A 23,073-nucleotide genomic window follows, 5' to 3' on the forward strand; every position below is an offset into this window, starting at 1 on the left:
GTCTTTTTACTATGCACGCACTTCTCTCATGCCGACATGAAAAGACTGCACAGTAGATTCATTGTGATATTTTTCAAAAGGAACAACCGACTCTATACTCTCCTCTTCCCTTGCTAGACCCAAATCATATTTACGATGCTGCAAGTAACTAAACACATGCTGCAATACTAGTGTGATGAGTGCAAGTACTGCTAGCAAACTCGCCATAGCAAAAGCTCCGACAAAATTATATTCGTTGTACAAAATCTCAACTTGTAATGGGATCGTATTTGTTAATCCACGAATATGACCAGAGACAACACTCACAGCACCAAACTCACCCATAGCACGTGCATTGGTCAACATAATTCCATATAACAATGCCCACTTAATATTAGGCAATGTGATTTTCCAAAACATTTTCCAGCCAGAAGCACCTAGAATCAGTGCGGCCTGCTCCTCTTGGTCACCCTGACTTTGCATTAACGGCATAATTTCACGGGCGATAAAAGGGAAAGTGACAAAAAGTGTTGCCAACACAATACCTGGAACAGCAAAAATAATCTGTACCCCATGTGATTCTAACCAACTACCAAATACACTATGTGCACCAAATAATAAAACAAACATCAGACCAGCAACAACTGGTGACACAGCAAAAGGTAAATCAAGCAGTGTAGTAAATAACTGTTTACCACGGAAATCATAACGCGTTAATAGCCACGCCATAGCAATACCAATCACTGCATTTAGCGGTACGACAATAGCTACTGTTAATAGAGTTAACTTAATAGCAGCCACAGCATCAGGATCTGATAATGCCTCTACATATAAATCCCAACCTCTAGAAAGTGCCTCAGAGAAAATAGAAATTAATGGAATAATTAGCACCAATAATAAAAATAGCACTACCGCTGTAATCAGACTATACTGCACCCACTTCGGTTCGGTAAGATGACTAGGTTTAGCTTGTAACACTCTCATTTCTATTTCCTCTGCTTAACCCTGCCTTATCTGCACGATAAGCATCAATATTCCTAAAAAAATTAGCCTCGATAGCTCACAGCGAATCACCTATACTTTGGCCCCTAAACGCTTGCTAAAAAACCATTGTGCTAAGTTGAATACAAACAAAATCACAAAAGAAATTAGCAGCATAAATAAAGCCACTGCTGAAGCACCTGCGACATCAAACATCTCCAACTTCGCCGTAATAATGACAGGGAGAATTTCAGAAACATTGGGAATATTGCCTGCAATAAAGATAACAGAACCATATTCACCTGTAGCTCGGGCAAATGCCATCCCTGCCCCCATTAGTAAAGCAGGTAATAATTCTGGCAAGATCACACGATAAAAGATTTGCCATTGTCTAGCACCTAAAGTAGCTGCCGCCTCTTCGAGTTCAGTGGATAAATCATCTAAAACGGGTTGTACTGCTCGCACAATAAAAGGCAAACTGACCACAACCAAAGCAATCCAAATTCCTATAGAGGTAAAGGCAATTTTGAAAGGGAACCAACGCCCTAACCAACCATTTGGAGCATATAACGTGGCAAGGGCAATCCCTGTTACAGCTGTAGGTAAAGCAAATGGCAAATCTACCACGGCATTAATTAAACCACGCCCCCAGAATTGATAGCGCACCAATACCCATGCAATCATCGTACCAAAAATAAGATTGGTCAGCACTGCTAGAAAAGACATCTTCAATGTCAGTAAAATCGCTGCAACAACCTGCGGTTGATTAATGGTATCAAAGAAAGCCTGCACCCCCATCCCTGCTGTGCTATACACCAGCATAGCGAATGGTACCAATACCAATAGCGACAAACTAAACAGACTAATGCCGAAGCTAAGACCGAACCCCGGCAATATCGTACGAGCTTTTAATAACACGATACTTAAGATTGTTGGATTTGATCAAAAATACCGCCATCCGCAAAGAATTTCTTCATAATTTCTGGCCATGCACCAAACACATCATTGGCACGGAAAGTCTCTACATGGGGGAAGCGGTCTTTATATTTTTCCAAAATAGTTGGATTGCTAGGACGTAAATAAAGGCTAGCTGCTAACTCTTGTGCTTTATCACTCCAAAGATAAGAAAGGTATTCTTTTGCTGTCGCCTCTGAGCCTTTTTTCTCTACGACACTATCAACAATAGCAACAGGATTTTCTGCTTTAATGGAGTACTTAGGATAAACAATCTCAAACTCACCAGCACCAAACTCGCGTGCAGCCATGTTGGCCTCATTCTCAAAAGTGACTAATGCATCACCGATACCACGCTTAACAAAAGTAGTGGTTGCTGCACGTCCTCCATTTTCAAGGACTGGCACATTTTTAAATAATGCTTTGACTAGTGCTTTTGCTTTGCTTTCATCACCGCCATCTTCTTTTAAAGCAGCTCCATAAGCAGCTAAGAAAGTATAACGACCATTACCCGTAGTTTTAGGATTGGCAATAACAACTTGTACCCCTTCTTTAGTCAAATCATCCCAATCTTTGATATGTTTAGGATTACCTTTACGCACAAGAAATACTGTCGTACTTGTAAATGGTACAGCATGGTCTGGGAACTCTTTATCCCAACCTGCTTTAATTAAACCTTTATGCTCAAGCAACTCCACATCTGAACTTTGGTTCATCGTCACCACATCAGCTTGTAAACCATTAGCTACACTTAAAGCTTGTTTACTAGAACCACCATGAGATTGCTGAATCTTCAACGCTGCCCCATTATGTTTAGCAGAATATTCTTTTAAAAATAAAGGATTATATTCTTTGTAGAAATCTCTCATTACATCATAAGAGACATTAAGAAAATCTTGTGCTACCACAGCACCTGCCATACTCAGGCCAAGTGTAGTGACTAGAATTTTATGGAGTAATTTCATGGTTAACTACCTATAAATATGTTCTTCAAGGTCTCTACTATACCGAATTTATATCAGACTCAAGCAAATCATTTCTTCTATTCTTATATCTTATTTTTATATAAGAGCATATTTATATTCTTTAATAATTATATAAATAAATCTTTTACCCAAACTTTGAGATTTTTAAAATTTTTTAGTCCCTGCAATACCTACCTCTTCTTATTAAATAGTCCCATCCATACACGCTAGAGAGAGAAAACATGCTAATCTAACGACATTATTATTTCAGATGAATGTCATGTCATATTTATTAGCATTAGACCAAGGTACCACCTCTAGCCGCAGCATCATTTTCAATCAACAAGGTCATGTCGTTGCCAGCGCACAACTTCCTATCAACATCAGTACTCCACATGCTGCTTGGGTTGAACAAGATGCATTGGAAATATGGTCATCACAGCTACAAACCATCCAACAAGTCCTTCAAAAAGCCAATATCCAAGCTCACGAAATTCGTGCTATTGGCATTGCTAACCAACGAGAAACCACTGTAGTATGGAACAAAAAGACTGGACTTCCTATCGCTCCTGCTATCGTATGGCAAGACAGAAGAACAGCTACTTATTGTCAGCAACTTAAAGATAAAGGTCATGAAACTCACATTCGCAATATCACAGGATTAATTATCGACCCTTATTTTAGTGCTTCTAAAATCGCCTGGATATTAGATTCAGTTCCTGGTGCAAGAGCAATGGCAGATGCAGGAGAGCTTGCCTTTGGTACGGTAGATAGCTGGTTAATTTGGAATTTAAGTGGTGGTTTTCATGCAACAGATGTCTCTAATGCCTCTCGTACCATGTTGATGGACATTCACACTCAACAATGGTCTCGACCATTACTAACACTTTTTAAAATCCCCGAGTCCTTATTACCCAAAATCGTTGCATCAGGACAAGAAATTGCCAGCACAAAGATAAGCCTTCTCGGTGCAGAGATACCTATTTTTTCGGCAATTGGTGATCAGCAAGCAGCCTTATTTGGTCATGATTGTCATCAAGCGGGTATGGCAAAAAATACCTATGGAACAGGTTGCTTTATGTTACTTAATACAGGTGAGCATATTATTAAAAGCTCACATAAACTGCTTAGTACAGTAGCATGGCAACGCAAAGGCCAACAAGCTACTCAATTTGCATTAGAAGGTAGTGTCTTTATGGCTGGTGCTATTGTGCAATGGTTACGTGACAATCTTGGTTTTATTAAACAAAGTCACGAAGTTGAGCAGCTTGCCTCTCAAGTCAAAGATAGTGATGGTGTGGTACTTGTACCTGCATTTACAGGATTGGGAGCCCCTTATTGGGAACCCAATGCCCTCGCTTCTATCTCTGGTCTTAGCCGAGGTACTCACAAGGCACATATTGCCCGTGCCGCCTTAGAGGCGATTGCATTCCAGGTAGCAGATGTCCTCCATGCTATGCAGCAAGATGCTCCTACTCCATTGACAGAATTACGTGTAGATGGTGGAGCAAGTGCCAACAATCTGCTTATGCAGTTTCAGGCTGACATTCTAGGAGTCCCTGTACTACGCCCTACACAAACCGAGACAACCGCTCTAGGAGCAGTCAAACTTGCAGGAATTAGTTGTGGTTTCTTTAATGAAACCGATTTCACGCAAATGTGGCAATTAGACCGTTGCTTTGAGCCACAAATGAACGAAGACGAACGGCGTACTCGATTGGAAGCGTGGAAAACCGCAGTTGCTAAAGTATTAGCACATTAACCATGTATCGCTTGTTTTTTCTTTCTAATCAAAACCCAGTGAGACACTCTCAACACCATTATTCGCAAAAATCATCAAGTAGGACAACTAGTTATATAACTTGATCCATCAAAAAAACCTTCCAAGAAACAATCATTCTTGGAAGGTTTTATACAGTCGAAAACTTTTATAGATAGGGTATGGCAAACGCCGCCATCCTCCTACTCTCTATGACTAGAGATTGGGTTTTCTCGGCAAATTACTTACTACCAGCATTAATTTGCTCAAACAATTTTTTGTTTTCATCCAAATCTTTTTGGATATGTTTAGCTAACTCATCAGGGGTTGAGGTATTTATTACTAGACCTAATGCAGCTAACTTTTCTTGAACTTCAGGTTTACTCATTGCCTCCTGAATGGCTTGATTCCATTGATCACGCACTTCATCACTTATGCCTGCTGGACCAATTAATGCCAACCAAGTGGCATAATCAAAGCCTGAATAGCTTTCCGCCACACTAGGGACATCAGGAAGTGCTTTTAGACGCTTACTCGTAGTGGTTGCCAATGCACGTAAATTACCTGCTTTAATTTGCTCTAATACACTAGGAATAGCCATCGTAGCCATTTGCAAATGTCCTGCAATCAAATCATTAACAATCAGATTGCCTCCCTTATAAGGGGCATGCATCATCTTAATGCCAGCAGCATTTTCTAATAAAACAGTCGCTAAGTGTAAGGAGTTACCTACACCAGCAGAACCATAGTTGATGGTATCCGGGTGTGCCTTGGCATCTGCCACTAGGTCTGCCAAAGTTTTGTAAGGGGAGTTTGCAGGGACAGTAACAATAAGAGGAGTCACCACCAAATTGGTAATAGGTGTGATGTCTTTGATAGCATCATAAGGCATTTTTGCATGCATATAGGGATTAATCGCATGCGTAGAGGAAATCAATCCCACGGTATATCCGTCTGGAGCAGATTTTACAACCTCACGTGTCCCTGTCATATTGGATGCCCCAGCTAAATTATGTACTACCACAGGTTGCTTAAAATATTTACTAAGCTCAGGCTCTAACACTCGCGCTAAACTATCAAAGGCAGAGCCTGGTGAGCTTGGTACAATCATACGAATAGGCTTCTCAGGGAAAGCGGCAAAGGTTTGTGATGCCACCACCATACTTAAAGCACAGACAGATACTTTCAAAAACTGCTTAAACATAGAAAACTCTTTCAGTAATATATCAAATCGACAATCATATCAAAAGGTCAACAATACCATATTTCATGTATAAGCTTATCTATGGTTATCCCTAGATTGTTGCTTACATACAGCGATTGCTTCCCTTGACAAGACAAATTATTGGATATGTGCAAATTTATGTGTTTGTATACTCAATTGCCAATGAGGGTATTTTTCTGGGTTTGCATAATGCTGTTTGTTGAGATGTCCCACCAAAGCAATTGTTTGTAAAATATTCATTTCACCATTCACTTCTAAAGGAGAAAGAAAATAATGCTTGGCTTTTAAGTGTTGTGTCACCCACAAGCACCAGTTAATAAACTCTTGTTCTATATCAGCATTCACCATCTGAGATGCTAACCCTTGCAAGGCCTCATTGTTAGCACTGGTCATCTGCTCTGCTAAGGACAATTTCTCCTGCATCTCACCGGCATCTTTCTCTATCTTTGATAACGAAGATGTAGCCGATGTTACTGGTGGTAATCCCGTCTTCATAGGATCCACTACAATTCTCACTTCATCTGCTTTTGCAATGATATGCTGAGTATAACGTGATGAATAACAATACTTGGGACTAACCGCAATATAATCAATCAATGGGGAAATCTCATGCAACGCATTACTTTCAATACAGAGGAAATACCCTTGTTGCTTAAGAACGGTTAGTAAGACATCAAGGTGAGGGTGAATGCTCGGTTCCCCTCCTGTAATAATAATATTACGGGCTGTATAACCACTTATCGCATCAAGTATTTGTTGCAGTGTCATCACTGAATAAGTGAGGTAATCTGTATCACACCAACTACAGGCCAAACTACAACGACCCAAACGAATAAAAATTGCAGGCATACCAGTGTTATAGCCTTCTCCCTGCAGACTTTCAAAAATTTCCACTATTCTAAAGGAGGGATTCAGCTCCCCTACAAGAGAGGTACCGCTTTGATTAGATACCTCTGCTTCTTGCCTTAGACTAATTATCTTGTGATTACTCATGAGTCACTACACCTCGTATTCACTATAAGAAGTTGGTGTTTCCCACAGTCTTACGCGTGTTACTGGCAATCCTTGTTGCTGCAAAATCTGGAAAATATGATAACTCATCACTTCTGCGGTGGTTCTTTGCTCAAGAGCATAAGTTTTCAATCCCCACCCCTCTAATAAGGAGGCAATAGTTTTTTCTCGCTCACTCAAACGGTTATACAAAAATGCATGATCCATACGGTCTAAAACATATTGCTTAACAACGTTTTTTACATCACCAAAATCAAGAACCATACCTTCTTTAGGTCCATCAGCAATTAAATCACCACTGATTTCCACTTCTAATTTATAGGTATGACCATGAAGATTCTTGCATTTACCATCATGCCCGTCTAAAAGGTGTGAACTATCAAAAGTAAAGATTTTGACGACTTTCATTTAGACTTACTCGCTAGATATTGTTCTAAACCTCGGTTGCGTAATACACAACTAGGGCATTCACCACAACCACCTACAACACCAAGATAACAGGTGTGTGTATGTTCACGCACATATTCTAGATAACCCAGTTTATCTGCCAGCTCCCAGGTCTGGGCTTTAGACAAATACATCAAGGGGGTATGAATCTGAAAAGCATAATCCATCGCTAGATTTAGCGTAACGTTCATTGATTTCACAAACACGTCACGGCAATCTGGATAACCACTAAAGTCAGTTTCACAAACACCAACGATAATATGTTTAATTCCCTGTGATTTGGCATAAATCGCTGCATACAGCAAGAACAAGGCATTACGTCCATCGACAAACGTATTAGGTAAACCATTATCTGCTGTTTCAATCTTCGCCGTATTATCCATCAGAGCATTATGTGTAATACCTTGGATAAGAGATAAATCAAGAACAGTTTGCTTAACACCTAAATCCTGAGCAATCCACCGTGCACGCTCTAATTCGATAGCATGGCGCTGTCCGTAAGCAAAACTGATAGTTTGGACATTTTCATGTCCATAAGTTGCAATTGCCTGAAGCAGGCATGTCGTTGAATCTTGGCCACCAGAAAAGATGACCAATGCTTTTTCTGAAGTTGTCATGTAAAGGTTTCCTTAGTTTTGGTTTGGTTATAACAATAACCGCATGGGAGGATTTCGAACCACGCAAAGGGAAAATTATAACGATTTTATTAAATAAATATTTAATCCTAAAAGATTTTTATAAAAACTCATTTAGCGATTGGCTACCCTACGCAAGGATTACTCCCCCTCATTTTTTTCGTCTGATATTTGTTGTTCTGATGCTAATTGTGTCAAACGTTGCCCTTGCTGAGCTAACTGTTGCCCTTGCTGAGCTAATGCTTGTTGCTCTAATAACTGTGCTTGTTTTTGTAAACGAGGCTTAAAAAACACGTTCCATATCACGATATGAAAAACTACCGTTGCCAATAATACCCCTACCCCTATGCCAATATATAACCACATAAAACTCTCCTAACTAAAAAGGGATGCCATAGCATCCCTTTGTCATTGTAACCTATTCTACGGATTAGAAAGAACCGAATAAGGTACCCAAAATAATGACAGTAGCCACTGCCAATACAGGACCCGTGATGGTTACCATCGCAATATTTGCATAAGACTGACGATGATTCAATCCACAAATAGATAATAAGGTAATGATAGCCCCACAATGAGGTAGTGTATCAAAACCACCTGCTGCAATTACAGCAACCCTATGCAATAATTCTGGGTTAATGCCATGCTCTACTGCCAAGCGCAAATAGTCAGCACCCAATGTCTGTAAAGCAATACTAAGACCACCCGATGAAGACCCAGTAATACCTGCCAACGCAGACATTGCTACCGCTTCAGAGATTAATGGATTACCAGGTGCAACTCCCAATACAAACTCTTTAATAAGAGCAAAACCAGCAAGACTGGCAATAACCGCACCATAACCTACCTCAGAGGCAGTATTAAATGCAGGCAACATAGAACCTAATGACCCCTTATTGATTGTGCCAGCTAAATCCTGCCAACGCTTCCATGCAATAACAATTAACCACAAGCAAGACACAATTAAGGAAATAATAATCGACCATAACCCAATATTTTTAGCAGGTACTAAACTAGGGAACTTAGCAGTCACAGCGGACAAATCTGCATTAGGGAAAACAATATAGGTCAATAATGCATTGAGTGCAATCACAAGAATCAATGGAGAAAATGCTAACAAAACAGGCATGGCATTGTGTTCTTCTACATTTTCAAACTCCACACCATCGTTATGATTACCATACCCCTCGCCATTAGCAACCGCTTTATTAGCACGAGAAGCCAGCCACAACCAACCAAATACAAACATCACTAAAGCGCCGATAATACCTAAACCAGGAGCAGCAAACACATTGGTTTGGTAGTAAGGGATAGGAATAGCATTTTGGATGGCAGGCGTACCAGGCAAAGCGGTCATAGTAAAGGTAAATGCACCTAACGCAATAGCCCCTGGAATAATACGTTTAGGAATTCCTGCTTTGTAAAACATCACCTTGGCAATCGGGTAGATAGCAAATGCCACCACAAATAGCGATACACCACCATAAGTTAATGCACCGCAAGCCAATACCACAGTCAGGATGGCATGCTTAGGGCCAAGAATACGCATAAACCAATGTGCAATACTAGAAGCAGCTCCAGAATCTGCAATCAGCTGACCAAATAAAGCTCCTAGTAAAAACACAGGGAAGAATTTGAGCAAATAGTTACCCAAGGCACCCATAAAGGTCTCTGTATAAATAGGTGCCATCAGCGAGAAGTCTCCTGATAGAATCACAGCCAACGCCGCCATAATAGGAGCGAGAATTAATACTGAAATACCGCGATAAGCAAAATACATCAGCATCAATAGGGAAAGTACAATAGCAATAGTACTCAATGTCATAGTAATAATACCCCACCAAAAAGCATCTGCACAGCTTAACATGTGACAGATACCAATTAATAATTATTTAAAGTTAAGCGGGGTAATTATATGCGGACACAAACAATACGCCATTTAGGGCTATCCCTCACTAGTGTTTACCCTTAACCCTAATGACGCTTGTTATGATTACCCTTGAAGATACTTGGTCAAAGCCTGATTAATGTAGGGTCTTTGTTTATTAGATGACCATAAAATGGCACTCAACAATAAGCGGGCTTTACGAGGGTCTAGACTACCTACCATGACTACACCTAGTTTTTGTAAATCAATTTCCCCGCCTTTATAACCGTACACCGTCTTGGTCGTATAACCAGATCCTGTACGTGAAGCCATTAACACTGGCATTTTCTGTAGAGTAGGAATTAATGCATCTCTGACCTTCTCTGAAACATGGCCACTTCCTACTCCTGCAATAACTAATCCTTGATAGTCTAGTGTAGGTAGTATTTTATAGATGTCCTCGGCTTCATCAAGCACAGCCTCTAGAAGTAAAACTTTCTCTTGATGAGTTTCAGGAATCGGGAAAATCATGCGTTCATCTGCCTGACGATAGATAAAAACCTCACCTTCTTGCAAATGTCCCAATGCACCATAAATAGGCGAGCCAAAAGCCCCCACAGAAGTTGTATGCAATTTTTTAACAAAACGAGCTTGGTGAATTTCATCACTCATCACGACAGTAACACCATAGTTACGCACTTTAGGACTCATTGCCACACGGATAGCCCCCAGCAAATTAGCAGGACCATCTGCCCCAGCTTCATTGGGAGAACGCATTGCTCCTGTCAATACAAGTGGTACAGCATACGGCCAATACAAATCTAAAAAGAAAGCACTTTCCTCTAAAGTATCTGTACCTTGTACTAACACCACACCATTAGCCCCCTCTTCTACTTGTTGTTTGGCCCATGCCAAAGCCTTGAATAAGTGGGTAAATTGGATAGAACCACTTGCCATATTAGATAAGGTCTGTAACCTCAATTCTACGGGCATCTCGGCAAGCTCGGGAATTGCACTTACTAAGTCATCAGCCCCCAATGTCGAGCTCACCCCTTGATTACCATCATGAGCCGTCATTGTAATGGTACCGCCTAATGTACCTACAGCAATAATTGTTTTTGCCTGAGTCATACACTTTCCTTTATTTTTTGTGATTCACACAATGCAATAGAAATAATAGGTTGCAATGTCAGTGGAACAATCCACAGACTATTCTTTAGAGGAAAACGCCACTTGCATATCATGCCCCGAAGGAGATTGATGTACACGCAAATCAAATTCACCTACCACGGCAAAAATATGGTCAAAAATATCTGACTGAATCGCTTCATACTGCACCCACTGCACCACATTACTAAAACAATACACTTCAATAGGGATGCCATTATCTGTTGGAGCCAACTGTCTTACCATCAAGGTCATATCTTTGCGAATCTTAGGATGACTATTAAGATAACGCTCAAGATAAGCCCTAAAAGTACCAAGATTAGTCATTCGACGACCATTAAGAGCCACTGTCATATCAGTATCTTTATTCGCCTGCTCTAATTCATGGGACTTAGCAATGATATACTCAGACAACAAGGGGCTACGCGTAAAACGCTGTACATCTTCCTCAGAGATAAAACGTACTGTTGTCACATCAATAACAACAGAACGCTTGATACGTCGCCCACCTGACTCAGACATTGCTCGCCAGTTTTTAAAAGAGTCTGAAATCAGTGAATAAGTTGGGATAGTTGTCACTGTATTATCCCAGTTACGGACCTTGACTGTTGTTAGCCCAATGTCAATGACTTCTCCATCAACATTGTATTTACTCATTTCTAACCAATCACCAATGCGTAGCATACTATTGGCAGATAACTGAATCCCTGCTACTAGACCAAGAATAGGATCCTTAAAGACCAGCATTAGCACTGCCGTCATAGCACCAAGACCAGAGAGCAAAATAAATGGTGATTGACCTATCAACAAGGATATAACAACAATCCCAATACCAATAGAAAGAATCAGCTTCAAGGTTTGTACCAGACCACGTATTGGTAGATTTGTCGCATATCCACGTTCAAAAGTCCAACGTGTTAACGTGTCTAGTGCAGCAAAAGCAATAAACAAGACAGCCAACAACATCCATACACGTAGAAGAATCTCTAGTGCATTGCGGAATTCAGAGGCCTCAAACCATAGCAAAGCAGTGCGACTTAATACCACTGCGACAATTAAATAGTTAATATGCTTAAAAAGTCGAGTCTCACTAAGACGTCGCACAAATAAAAAGCCTGACTTAGCAAAAGCACGCTCCAAGCCTCGGCGAGTAATCAAATAGGCAATATAGTAGCTAACCAATCCTGTTAATACAAAAGCTAACACTACCACTGCCATTGCCACATAACTAGGATAATAGTCCCAGTGGTTAGCAATCAGCCATTTTTCTATCTGCTGTTGCATGGTTTATGTTCCTACTGGTGTACGCATAGTGACAAACTCCTCTGCCGCTGTAGGATGAATGCCAATCGTGCTGTCAAATACAGCTTTAGTTGCTCCTGCTTTAAGTGCAACAGCAAAACCTTGAATAATTTCACCGGCATCATCTCCCACCATATGCACACCAAGTACTTTATCACTTGCCTTATCTACTACCAATTTCATCATAGTACGCTCATTTTTACCTGTAAGCGTATGTTTAAGAGCTTTGAATTCAGAACGATAAATCACAATATCTTTGTATTGTTGACGTGCTTGCTCCTCTGTCAAACCCACAGTGGCTGCATTTGGCGTTGTGAAAATAGCTGTGGGAATGTTCTCATAGGACATCTGACGTTTTTTATCACCGAAAAGATAATCCACCAATACCATTGCTTCACCGAGTGCTACGGGAGTTAATTCCAAGCGTCCAACTACATCACCCAATGCAAAAATAGAAGGTACTGTAGAAGTGTAATGCTCATCAACCACAATACGTCCTCTAGCATCAACTTGTACCCCCACCTTGCCAAGGTTAAGACCTGCAGTATTTGGTATACGCCCTGTTGCGTAAAGTACTTGATCGACCTCTTCAGTAGTACCATCTTTTAATGTGACTAGAATACTCGTAGCTGTTTTTTCTAACTTAGCTACATCGCTATTGACTCGCAAATCAACACCATGCTTTACCATCTCTTGGGATAAAAAATCTCGGATATCCTCATCAAAACCTCGTAGAATTTTCTCTGAACGGTATAGCTGGATAACGTGAGCCCCCAATCCGTTAAAGATGGAAGCAAATTCACTGGCAATATAGCCCCCTCCTACAATTAATAAACGTTTAGGAAACTGAGGTAAATCAAAAATTTCATTAGATGTAATTGCCAACTCTCGTCCTGGCACTTCTGGCACCATAGGTATGCCACCTGTTGCTACAAGAATATATTGTGCAGTATAGGTACGCTCCCCAACCTGTACAGTATGTGCGTCGACAAGAGCCCCCCAACCTGCAATATGCTCAACACCAGAATTCTTAAGAAGATTGCCATAGACCCCATTAAGACGAGAAATTTCCTTGGCTCGATTTTGTTTGAGTATATTCCAGTTTAAATGGGACTCTACCTTGCTCCAACCATACCCTTTAGCCGAACTAAAATGACCAGGAAAACTAGAAGCATAACTATACAGTTTCTTAGGAATACAACCTAAATTAACGCAGGTTCCTCCCAAAGGAGCTGCCTCTACTACAGCTACTTTGACACCTTGAGCGGCTGCCATGCGTGAAGCACGAACACCTCCACTACCAGCACCAATAACAAGTAAATCAAAATCAAATTTCATCGTATTTAATACCTTTCAATCAAATTACCCTTATTGTACCTAGAATAAGAATTGTTGTCAGATGGATATTTTTGATAAAGAGGATTAATAATTTTTATGAGAAACAAAGGGGGTTCATATGCTGAACCCCCTCTAAACATTGCCACAACGATCCAAGGCAGACAATATCAACTTATCAGATGCCTTATATAACCGTCATAACTGGCAGAGCATCCACACAAAAATCGCGTGGTTTATTTAGCTCCTTCCACAGATTCCACTACTGCGCTTTCACCTGATTCATAAATCACATTAGAGCGACCAACAATAAGTGGGTCTACTTTACCGATAGCTTTATTATCGCGGTTCTTATAGTTAAATTTATGTAGCACATAACGCATTGCATTTAGACGAGCACGTTTCTTACAGTTAGACTTAACCACTGTCCATGGAGCATCGCTAGTGTCAGTGTAGAAGAACATAGCTTCTTTTGCCTTAGTGTAGTCGTCCCATTTATCTAATGAAGCCATATCAATAGGAGAAAGTTTCCATTGTTTTAATGGGTGATTCTTACGCTCACGGAAACGACGACGTTGTTCATCACGGCTCACAGAGAACCAGAACTTAATTAACACAATGCCACTACGCACAAGGTTACGTTCAAACTCTGGTGCCTGACGCATAAATTCGTTGTACTGTGCATCAGTGCAGAAGCCCATTACGCGTTCTACACCAGCACGGTTGTACCAAGAACGGTCAAACAACACGATTTCACCTTTGGTAGGTAAATGTTGTACATAGCGTTGGAAATACCATTGACCACTCTCAACCTCAGTAGGTTTTTGCAGAGCCACTACACGAGCAAAACGAGGGTTCAAATGCTCCATAAAACGCTTAATCGTACCACCCTTACCTGCCGCATCTCGACCCTCGAATAAGATAACTAAACGAGAGCCTGTTTCTTGCACCCACTGTTGAAGTTTGAGCAACTCAACTTGAAGATTGTATTTTTGGAACTCATAATTGCGGCGGCTCATCAAATAACGATAAGGATACACACCTGCTTCCTGCCAATTTTCCACTAATACATTGTCAGGATTATCTACTTTCTCACTGTCAAGTTTACGTTTTTCTTCACGTAATAATTTAAGCAAGGCTTTGCGGTCATCAGCAGACAAACCCTCTAATAGACTATGTACAGATTTATCTTTATCCTTTGACTCTAGTGCTCCAGCAACTGCTGCACTTTCTTTGTCAACACGCTCACGCACGCGATTTTTTACTACGTTACTACGTGTCTGTGTCTTAGAACGACCAGTGATAGTATCTCCCTCAATCGCCTTACGGGGCGCAGTTTTTTTCTTTGCTGTAGCCATATAACTTTCCTTACTATTTGATTAAAAAACGATAACAAAAAGTCGCATCAATTACTTATTACTGCTGCATTGATATACCTCTATTTTACTCCTGTTTCATAATGAAATTTATAAAATTTTCCATCATGACTGATAAAACCTTAAACAAAATAGGGCTTATTAAATTTTTAACCAGACCTATTTAAAATTTTTTACCTAACCAATTTAAAATCTAAACAACAAATTTCAATGGGGATAAAAAGCTCCCCCTAATTCCGTAACACTGATGGTAAGATAACACTAATTATCTTTACTATAGAGATATGGACATGATTAACCATAAAATCATCTATCTAAATTTCATGTCACTCTTTTAATTCATCACAACAAGGAAGAATATGATTAAAAACACACTAACAATTGCAGGAGTGGATCCATCTGGCGGTGCAGGTGTTCTTGCTGATGTCAAAACAATGAGTGCGTTGGGAACCTTTTCAACCGCCGTCATTGCAGCCTTAACAGCACAAAACACATGTAGTGTCACAGGTATTCTTCCGATTGCCCCTGATTTTATCGGACTTCAAATAGATACGTTGTTTGAAGATGTTCGCATTGACGGAGTTAAAATTGGGATGCTAGGGTGTGATTCTGTGATTAAAGTTGTAGCAGATAAACTTGAGAAATATAGCCCTCCATTTATTGTGTTGGACCCTGTGATGGTCGCCAAAAGTGGGGATTTATTGCTTGAAGAAAAAGCGGTTTCTGCCTTGATTGAGGCACTGGTTACTCAAGCCCATATGATTACACCCAATCTCCCTGAAGCTGGAGTGATGCTCCAACGTAGCACACCAGAAACCCCAAAGGAAATGTACAAGTTTGCAGAAGATTTACATAAGTTAATGTCCGATAAGTCCGAACGTTGGGTATTATTAAAGGGGGGGCATTTATCAGGAAGCGACACAATAGACCTGCTGTTTAATGGCGATAAGATGATTGAAATTCCTAACCAAAAGATTCAAACCAAGAATACTCATGGCACAGGTTGCTCTCTCTCCTCCGCGATTTGTGCACTACAAGCTCGCCTACAAAATGTACCTGAAGCTACTCACCAAGCTATTGCTTTTGTACATAATGCTATTCGTCATGCAGATGAACTATCTGTTGGTAAAGGACATGGTCCGATTCACCACTTTCAGCAATTATGGGCAGCTCAGAGCTAGGCTCTACTCTCTTGATAGCCTTTCTTGATTGACTGAATATTCCACATGCCGTTTACCTCTCTAGGTCAACGGCATTTTCTTTTACTCCTAACCCTCTAGTGTAAATTCTCTTTAATTATGCGGTAAAATGATTAGGTTATTTGCTTTTGATATTTAAGAGTTTTCTATGAGCACTTTGCCATCTTTACTAGAAAAAAGCCGTTTTAACATGATTGAGCAGCAGATTCGTCCTGCGGGCATTCTTGATGAAAAAGTCTTAGGTGCCTTACTTGGCTTATCGCGTGATGCATTTGTCTGTGATAAGTATAAAAACATTGCTTACACCGACACTGAAATTCCTATTGAGGTGGAAGGTGCTCAGACTTATGAAACTATGTTGGTTCCTCGTCTTGAGGCTCGTTTTGCTGAAGCACTTGAGTTAAAACCAACTGACACCGTTCTTGAAATCGGTACTGGTAGTGGTTTCCAAGCTGCACTATTAAGTCGTCTATGCACACATGTGACCAGTATTGAGATTAATCCACACATTGCGGCTTTTGCCAAAGCAAATCTTGAAAAGAATCATATCACCAATGTCAAGGTAGAGGTTGGCGATGGTCAAAATGGCTGGGGAGGCTCCGTAGAATACCAAGCGATTCTCGTCACTAGTTCGTTACCAAGTCTATCTGACTCTTTAAAATACAAACTTGCTATTGGTGGACGTTTAGTTGTTGTGGTCGGCACCTGTCGTAGCGATATGAAACTAATCAAAGTAACTCGCCTTAGTGCCTCTGAATTTAGCGAGGAAGTGCTACAAGAGACTTATATCAAGCCTTTGCGAGGCACTACTGTTTCACGCTTTAAATTTTAAGTGCTGTCTCCATGCGCCGGTAGCCATATCGGCGCATAAGAATGCCAAGTCATCCCCCTAATATGGCAATGTCCCGCTCCAAAATACTTTTTTTCTGCTCCCTGACCTTCTTTCTTATTCTCTCAATGTTGCTGGCACTGCATCTGGGTGCAGTAACTATCCCTTGGAGCGACATTCCTCGTCTCTTATTTAACAAAGCTCAACCTCATGAGCTTCTGCTACATCAAGTCTTACTAGAAATTCGTTTACCTCGTCTCCTGCTGTCTATGGTGGTAGGTGCTGTATTAGCAGTAGCAGGGACAGTAATGCAAGCACTGTTTCGCAACCCATTAGCTGAACCAGGATTACTAGGGGTCTCCTCTGGAGCTGCACTAGGGGCAGTAATAGCCATTGTTTTATTTAATGCTAGCCTACCTTTTATTGCAAGTTATGCTTTTATGGGAAGTTTCCTAGCAACAATATGTGCTTATCTGGTAGGTAAACGCTTTAATGGAGTCTCAGGTTTACTCCTTGCAGGTATTGCTATTAACGCTATTGCCTTTAGTATCATTGGTCTACTAACCTACATCGCAAATGATACCCAACTTCGCAACCTCATGTTCTGGAGCATGGGAAGTCTCTCCAATGGTTCATGGTCTATCCTCTCCTACCTTATTCCCTGGTCTATCTTGTGGTTTATCTTTCTGTCTTCACAATGGCAGGCACTAAATGCTCTCCTGCTTGGAGAAAGAGAGTTAAGTCATTTGGGATTTTCTATTAAGAAGCTGCGGTACCATCTAACTATCGGAATTGCCTTTATCGTAGGCCCCTGCGTAGCCATTACAGGAGGAATTAGCTTTATAGGACTGATTGTTCCTCATATTCTACGTATGCTATTGGGTGCCAACCACAAATATCTGTTACCTGCTGCAATGCTCGGAGGAGCATTAGTGCTGTCAATAGCAGACAGTATTGCTCGAACAATTATTATCCCAGCAGAGTTACCAGTTGGTTTATTAACAAGCCTATTGGGCGGCCCTTTCTTTTTATACTTATTACTTCGTCAACGTCAGTTATGAAGCATCAACACAGCCCCTCTTCATCATATCAGTCAACAGTCACATCTGCCCCCACCGTGAAATATCTACTTGAGGCGCAGCATGTCACTGTGACTGGACACGCTGGGCAAACCATCCTTGATAAAGCGGATATTCAAGTTCTCCCTGGAGAGATGGTTGCCTTACTTGGAGCTAATGGTGCGGGGAAATCCACTTTCACTGCAGTCATCGCTGGCGAAAATCTAGCACTCCCTATACCCTCTGGGAAAGTACAGCTCAATGAACTCAACGTTCGTCAAACGCCACCTAAAATCCTAGCCCAACATCGTGCCGTACTCACACAAAATACCCAACTAGATTTCAATTTAGCTGTACTTGATATTGTGGAAATGGGAGCATATCCATTTTCTAATATCAGCAACTTGGATGAAGTTGTACAACAGGCTCTGACTTGGGCTAATATTAAGCATCTAACTCACAGACCTTATCAACAGCTTTCTGGAGGAGAAAAACAACGTGTACAGTTTGCCCGTGTATTAGTACAACTTCTGCTGCAACATGACATACACCAACCTCGTTATTGTTTATTGGATGAGCCAACATCAAGTTTAGATCCTAAGCATCAACAATCTTTATTAAAGACCTTAAAACAGCTCGCCAAAGAATTACATATAGGTGTATTTTTGGTACTTCATGACGTCAATCTGGCTGCTTTCTATTGTGACCGACTCGTATTGCTTTCACAAGGGAAAACCATCACCCAAGGCCCCCCAAAAGAGGTTCTCAATGCTGATAATCTAGAAGCAACTTATGGCCTGAGAGGACACCCTTTCCCTCATCCATTAAGCCCAGATAAAGTCTTTATCGTGTGGGAAGAAGTAGAATAGCTTTAATCAGCCCTTGTTCATCAACAGCCTCACCATTAACTACAACTGAAATAGGTTAGAAAATTCTGATGCACTAGACTCCCACATTGGGAGAGTAGCTACCATGCTAATGGTTTACTAGACCTAAATTGCTAGGCTTTAATTTTCTTCACCAATGCCGTGGTTGAACGGTCATGCTCAAAATCAATCGCTACGGCTTTACCTCCCCATTGATGTACAAGTGCTGTCTCAGGCAGCTTACTCATATCATAATCGCCACCTTTCACAATCATATCAGGACGTAATTTCGCGATTAATTCATAAGGAGTATCTTCATCAAAAAAAGTCACTGCATCCGTGCTGGCCAAAGCTGCAAGTAAAGCCTGACGGTCTTCAAGCGTATTAAATGGACGGTCTGGTGCTTTACCAAGACGCTTAACCGAGGCATCAGTATTGACACCCACCACTAAACAAGCACCTAGCTGACGTGCAGCCTCAAGGTAGGTCACATGACCACGATGAAGAATATCAAACACCCCATTGGTAAAAATGCAGGGGCGAGGTAATTCACCATTTCTCAACTTTTCTGCAATCTCATCAGGGGAGAGAATTTTTTGTTCAAACTGAGCCATGTGACTACCCTTTATTCATTACCAAGAAAATACCTACTAACGTGATTACCAGAAAGCAGCTTAATACCACTGCTGTTATTGCCGACCAACGATTTCGACGCTGTTGCTGCTGTTTCAACTCTTGCAGCACTTGCAACACTTCACCAGCATGATGCTCTCTAGAAAGATTTTGTGCAAGCAAACGAGGCAGGGTTGGTAAGATATTTGACCATTGTGCTGCCTCTTTTTTTAACTGTTTGTACATCCCTTCGGGACCAATGCGTTGCCACATCCATTTTTCTAAAAACGGCTTAGCTGTTTGCCATAAGTCTAAATTCGGGTCGAGTTCACGCCCCATCCCCTCTACATTAAGCAGCGTTTTTTGTAGCAATACTAACTGGGGCTGAATTTCTACATTAAAACGACGGGAGGTTTGAAATAGACGCATCAACACTTGTCCCAAACTGATTTCCGCCAAAGGACGATCAAAATACGGTTCACAAACTGCACGTACCGCACCCTCCAACTGCTCCTCCCGTGTATCTGGGGGTACCCATCCTGATTCAATATGTAGCTGTGCAACTCGACGATAATCCCGTTGAAAGAAAGCCAGAAAATTCTGTGCCAGATAGTTTTTGTCAAACTCCGATAATGAGCCTACAATACCAAAATCTACCGCTACATATTGACCAAAGGTCTCTGGTGATACAGACACAAGAATATTTCCAGGATGCATATCTGCATGAAAAAAACCATCTTCAAAAACTTGTGTGAAGAAAATTTCCACCCCCATGCGAGCTAATTTCTGAATATCTACGCCTTTTTCACGCAGAATATCAACTCGACCACTAGGTATCCCCTCCATCCACTCCATAGTAAAGACATTACGTGAAGTATAGTCCCAGAACACCTCAGGCACACGTAATAACCCAGCACGTTTGGGGTTAGCAAAGTTGCGTCTTAATTGACTGCAATTAGAAGCCTCTATTTGCAAGTCCAATTCATCATGTAAATACTGATCAAACTCGGCAACAACCTCTTTGGGCTTTAGTCGTTTGCCATCAGGGATATAGCGCTGCACAATACTAGCAAATGACCGCATCAAAGCAAGGTCTTTTTCAATCACGGCTAACATACCAGGGCGAAGCACTTTCACAGCAACTTTTTGTCCGGTAAATAAATAGGCCTCATGGACTTGTGCCACAGAAGCTGACGCCACAGGTGTCAAATTAAATTCGGCATAAAGCTCCTTGAGTGGCTTACCTAGCGATTTCTCAATCATGGCAACAGCCTGTGCTGATGGGAAAGGAGGAACCTTATCCTGCAACAACGCCAATTCATCTGCAATATCTAGTGGAACCAAATCACGACGAGTAGATAGCACTTGCCCAAACTTCACAAAAATAGGACCTAAATGCTCCAAGGCCTCTCGTAACCTTTGCCCTCGTGGTTCAGTATATTTACGACCCAACCGAGTTACTTTCATCAAGAATGACGCCACAGGATGATGAATACTTTCCAGCAATAATTCGTCTAGGCCATAACGCCAGCAGATAAAACTAATGCGAATTAACCGTAATAATCTCATGGATTAAACCTTTGTAATTTTTGTATGCGTTGCTCTAGTTGTCCAATCGCACCATGTAATTGTTGAATATCCTCTTTGAGTGCTTGCAACTGTGGTTGTTGAATGACAACATGATAGTCCTGTGCAAGAAAGGCTTTGGTCTTCTCTAGTCCTTTCTCACTAGCTTTTTTCCCTAATTGGCGTGCCTGCTGAAAAGCACTTAGCAAGATATTTGCCATAAAGGGTCCAACCAGGTGATGCAACTCTGCTTCCACATCCCAGCGCAAATTATGAGCTAATTCAGACACCAGCTGAGCCAATCCTGCCTCGCCTTGAACATGTAATAGCGAAGCAATACTATCCATATCACCACCTTCTCGCCATAACTTAGGCAATGCACGCACACCCTCGTCGTCCATTGTTAAGGTGACATTAGGGGCTACATCTTCCTGAGCTAACACAACCTCACCAGAGGGTAAAATTTCCAATGATAACTGGAACTGCGCTATGTTCAGGCGGATAAACTTACCTGCATGCATACGTATTTTCCGCTGAGCCCAGTCTTCTCGACGAATCAAAGCATTTAACACAGATACGGCAACCTGCTTAGGTGAGGGGATAAAAGGCAACATACCAATCACAACAAGAGTCAAATAAGTACGTAGTTTAACAAAAAACCCTGACTAGCAATGCCAATCAGGGTGATATGAAGAAAAGGCTTCAGATAATAATCAAACAATTCTATATAAATAAAATCAATCTCTTTTATCTTCGACCTGCTTACTTCTATACTTAATTTTGTACGGGAATTTGTTGAATCCCTGCTAATAACCAACCGCTATTATCTGATTTATACAAATTCCACACTTCCTCAAAACGGAACGCTGGTTGATTTGCTTCTTCACGTAGCATACCAGAGAAACGTACACTTGCAAGATGCCCATCAAACCCATGATCTTTAATTTTTTCCATACCAAGCAACTCAGCATTTAATAAAACCACCTCAGTTTTATGCTGTCCCGCTTGCTCTGTAATCTGAGCAGTGATTTCTTTTACCAGATCATCAGTGAGATATTGATGCAAGCGATTAATATCCCCAGCATCCCACAAAGATTGAATCAATACAAACTGCTTTTTCGCTTCTTGCAAAAATGCATGTGTATCAAAACCAGCAGGGATAAACCAGTTATCATCAGTCGATGGATTGTCGCCAGTAGACACAGTACTTGCAGGAGAAGCGAAGCCTGTTTCTCCGCTAGTAGTATTCCATGAGGTTGTATTTCCTGTACGGAAACTTTGAGGGACATCCGCTGAATGGGGGGCACTTGTATTGGGTTGGGTTGCTGATTTAAAGAAATCTGATGCTCCTGACTTAGACGCACCTGCTGGAGCAGGCTGTACACCGCGTAAACGGCGTAGGATAAACATTACACCAAACACAACCAGCCCGATTAATACCAAACTAGACATGAACTCCAAGAAAACGCCACTCAGACCCAGACTAGACAATAATGCTGCAATACCCAATCCTGCTGCAATACCAGCAATAGGCCCCAAGAAACGCGAAAAACCACTACGAGGCTGAGCATTAGGCATACCTGCACGGTTAGCTCCTGTCATTGCAGATGGTGCAGCTGCTGTTCCTGCTGTACTACTTGCATCATTACGCATAATAGGAGTTGCAGGCTTGGTCACCTTACTAGATTGGCGACCAATACTAAAACCACCGCCTAAACGACGAGCAGCCTCCGCATCATCAGACACCATCAACATTGGAAGTGACAAAAAAAGTACAGCAAAAAACGCTAAAATCTTCGATTTGTTCATAACTACCTTTTAAAATTAACAACATTTACTGCGAGTTTAACACAGCATCTTCCCTCCACATATGGGCAAAAACGCGTAGTTTCAACTAAAACAAGCCTTATGTAATCTAGTGTAACAATTTCCCCAAAAAA

The 23,073-nt window shown here is 41.2% G+C and carries 22 protein-coding genes; 5 read left to right on the plus strand and 17 right to left on the minus strand.

The features are described from left to right. Positions 1-9 precede the first annotated feature (9 nt). The 3 genes from cysW to HKX40_RS03200 all read right to left on the minus strand — a co-directional run bounded on the left by cysW (position 10) and on the right by HKX40_RS03200 (position 2,879). Positions 10-963, minus strand: coding sequence for a sulfate ABC transporter permease subunit CysW (gene cysW, locus HKX40_RS03190; protein WP_171588126.1), 954 nt, complete (start codon positions 961-963; stop codon positions 10-12). A 90-nt stretch (positions 964-1,053) separates the two neighbouring features. After that, on the minus strand, positions 1,054-1,878 hold the full coding sequence (gene cysT, locus HKX40_RS03195) for a sulfate ABC transporter permease subunit CysT (RefSeq protein ID WP_343042949.1): 825 nt from the start codon (positions 1,876-1,878) through the stop codon (positions 1,054-1,056). 5 nt (positions 1,879-1,883) lie between these two features. Then, positions 1,884-2,879 (minus strand): sulfate ABC transporter substrate-binding protein, encoded by a 996-nt coding sequence (locus HKX40_RS03200; RefSeq protein WP_171588127.1) that lies wholly within the window; start codon positions 2,877-2,879, stop codon positions 1,884-1,886. Between the two features lie 280 nt (positions 2,880-3,159). Between HKX40_RS03200 and glpK the strand changes: the two genes are divergently transcribed. Beyond that, positions 3,160-4,641, plus strand: coding sequence for a glycerol kinase GlpK (gene glpK, locus HKX40_RS03205; protein ID WP_171588128.1), 1,482 nt, complete (start codon positions 3,160-3,162; stop codon positions 4,639-4,641). Between the two features lie 238 nt (positions 4,642-4,879). On the opposite strand, the gene HKX40_RS03210 is transcribed toward glpK, so the two are convergent. From HKX40_RS03210 to ppk2, 10 genes are all read right to left on the minus strand, one after another. Beyond that, the gene (locus tag HKX40_RS03210; protein ID WP_171588129.1) at positions 4,880-5,842 is read right to left on the minus strand and encodes a Bug family tripartite tricarboxylate transporter substrate binding protein; all 963 of its coding nucleotides are present in this window, start codon (positions 5,840-5,842) and stop codon (positions 4,880-4,882) included. A gap of 138 nt (positions 5,843-5,980) precedes the next feature. Then, positions 5,981-6,856: a 7-carboxy-7-deazaguanine synthase QueE gene (locus tag HKX40_RS03215; protein ID WP_171588130.1), complete on the minus strand. Its 876-nt coding sequence runs from the start codon at positions 6,854-6,856 to the stop codon at positions 5,981-5,983. A gap of 6 nt (positions 6,857-6,862) precedes the next feature. After that, on the minus strand, positions 6,863-7,282 hold the full coding sequence (gene queD / locus HKX40_RS03220; protein WP_171588131.1) for a 6-carboxytetrahydropterin synthase QueD: 420 nt from the start codon (positions 7,280-7,282) through the stop codon (positions 6,863-6,865). Continuing rightward, positions 7,279-7,938, minus strand: coding sequence for a 7-cyano-7-deazaguanine synthase QueC (gene queC / locus HKX40_RS03225; protein WP_171588132.1), 660 nt, complete (start codon positions 7,936-7,938; stop codon positions 7,279-7,281). Before queC ends, queD begins: the two co-directional genes overlap by 4 nt. A gap of 159 nt (positions 7,939-8,097) precedes the next feature. Next, positions 8,098-8,322, minus strand: a complete 225-nt coding sequence (locus tag HKX40_RS03230) for a hypothetical protein (RefSeq protein ID WP_171588133.1) — start codon at positions 8,320-8,322, stop codon at positions 8,098-8,100. 64 nt (positions 8,323-8,386) lie between these two features. Beyond that, positions 8,387-9,775 carry a GntP family permease gene (locus HKX40_RS03235; RefSeq protein ID WP_171588319.1) on the minus strand — a complete coding sequence of 463 codons (1,389 nt, stop codon included), beginning with the start codon at positions 9,773-9,775 and terminating at the stop codon, positions 8,387-8,389. A gap of 174 nt (positions 9,776-9,949) precedes the next feature. Beyond that, positions 9,950-10,954, minus strand: coding sequence for an asparaginase (locus tag HKX40_RS03240; protein WP_171588134.1), 1,005 nt, complete (start codon positions 10,952-10,954; stop codon positions 9,950-9,952). 78 nt (positions 10,955-11,032) lie between these two features. Further along, positions 11,033-12,274, minus strand: coding sequence for a mechanosensitive ion channel family protein (locus tag HKX40_RS03245; RefSeq protein ID WP_171588135.1), 1,242 nt, complete (start codon positions 12,272-12,274; stop codon positions 11,033-11,035). A 3-nt stretch (positions 12,275-12,277) separates the two neighbouring features. Continuing rightward, the gene (gorA, locus tag HKX40_RS03250; protein WP_171588136.1) at positions 12,278-13,630 is read right to left on the minus strand and encodes a glutathione-disulfide reductase; all 1,353 of its coding nucleotides are present in this window, start codon (positions 13,628-13,630) and stop codon (positions 12,278-12,280) included. 233 nt (positions 13,631-13,863) lie between these two features. Beyond that, positions 13,864-14,985, minus strand: a complete 1,122-nt coding sequence (ppk2, locus tag HKX40_RS03255; protein WP_171588137.1) for a polyphosphate kinase 2 — start codon at positions 14,983-14,985, stop codon at positions 13,864-13,866. 377 nt (positions 14,986-15,362) lie between these two features. Here ppk2 and thiD point away from each other — a divergent pair, with 377 nt between their 5' ends. The 4 genes from thiD (at position 15,363) to HKX40_RS03275 (ending at position 18,958) form a co-directional block, all read left to right on the plus strand. Next, a complete protein-coding gene (thiD, locus tag HKX40_RS03260; protein WP_171588138.1) occupies positions 15,363-16,184 on the plus strand; it encodes a bifunctional hydroxymethylpyrimidine kinase/phosphomethylpyrimidine kinase in 822 nt (273 codons plus the stop codon). A 166-nt stretch (positions 16,185-16,350) separates the two neighbouring features. Next, a complete protein-coding gene (locus HKX40_RS03265) occupies positions 16,351-17,034 on the plus strand; it encodes a protein-L-isoaspartate O-methyltransferase family protein (RefSeq protein ID WP_171588139.1) in 684 nt (227 codons plus the stop codon). A gap of 125 nt (positions 17,035-17,159) precedes the next feature. Next, on the plus strand, positions 17,160-18,092 hold the full coding sequence (locus tag HKX40_RS03270) for a FecCD family ABC transporter permease (RefSeq protein WP_246233552.1): 933 nt from the start codon (positions 17,160-17,162) through the stop codon (positions 18,090-18,092). Further along, the gene (locus HKX40_RS03275) at positions 18,089-18,958 is read left to right on the plus strand and encodes a heme ABC transporter ATP-binding protein (protein WP_171588141.1); all 870 of its coding nucleotides are present in this window, start codon (positions 18,089-18,091) and stop codon (positions 18,956-18,958) included. Before HKX40_RS03270 ends, HKX40_RS03275 begins: the two co-directional genes overlap by 4 nt. A gap of 131 nt (positions 18,959-19,089) precedes the next feature. Here HKX40_RS03275 and rfaE2 read toward each other — a convergent pair whose 3' ends face one another. The 4 genes from rfaE2 to HKX40_RS03295 all read right to left on the minus strand — a co-directional run bounded on the left by rfaE2 (position 19,090) and on the right by HKX40_RS03295 (position 22,942). Beyond that, complete coding sequence (gene rfaE2 / locus HKX40_RS03280; protein ID WP_171588142.1) at positions 19,090-19,569, minus strand: D-glycero-beta-D-manno-heptose 1-phosphate adenylyltransferase; 480 nt, start codon at positions 19,567-19,569, stop codon at positions 19,090-19,092. A gap of 4 nt (positions 19,570-19,573) precedes the next feature. Next, complete coding sequence (gene ubiB / locus HKX40_RS03285) at positions 19,574-21,136, minus strand: ubiquinone biosynthesis regulatory protein kinase UbiB (RefSeq protein ID WP_171588143.1); 1,563 nt, start codon at positions 21,134-21,136, stop codon at positions 19,574-19,576. Further along, a complete protein-coding gene (locus HKX40_RS03290; protein ID WP_171588144.1) occupies positions 21,133-21,747 on the minus strand; it encodes a ubiquinone biosynthesis accessory factor UbiJ in 615 nt (204 codons plus the stop codon). Before HKX40_RS03290 ends, ubiB begins: the two co-directional genes overlap by 4 nt. Before the next feature lie 160 nt (positions 21,748-21,907). Then, entirely contained in the window at positions 21,908-22,942 is a 1,035-nt protein-coding gene (locus HKX40_RS03295; protein WP_171588145.1) for a Tim44 domain-containing protein, read from the minus strand. Positions 22,943-23,073 lie beyond the last annotated feature (131 nt).

The organism is Pelistega europaea, assembly GCF_013133775.1.
In the GTDB taxonomy this organism is placed as follows: Bacteria; Pseudomonadota; Gammaproteobacteria; order Burkholderiales; family Burkholderiaceae_B; genus Taylorella; species Taylorella europaea.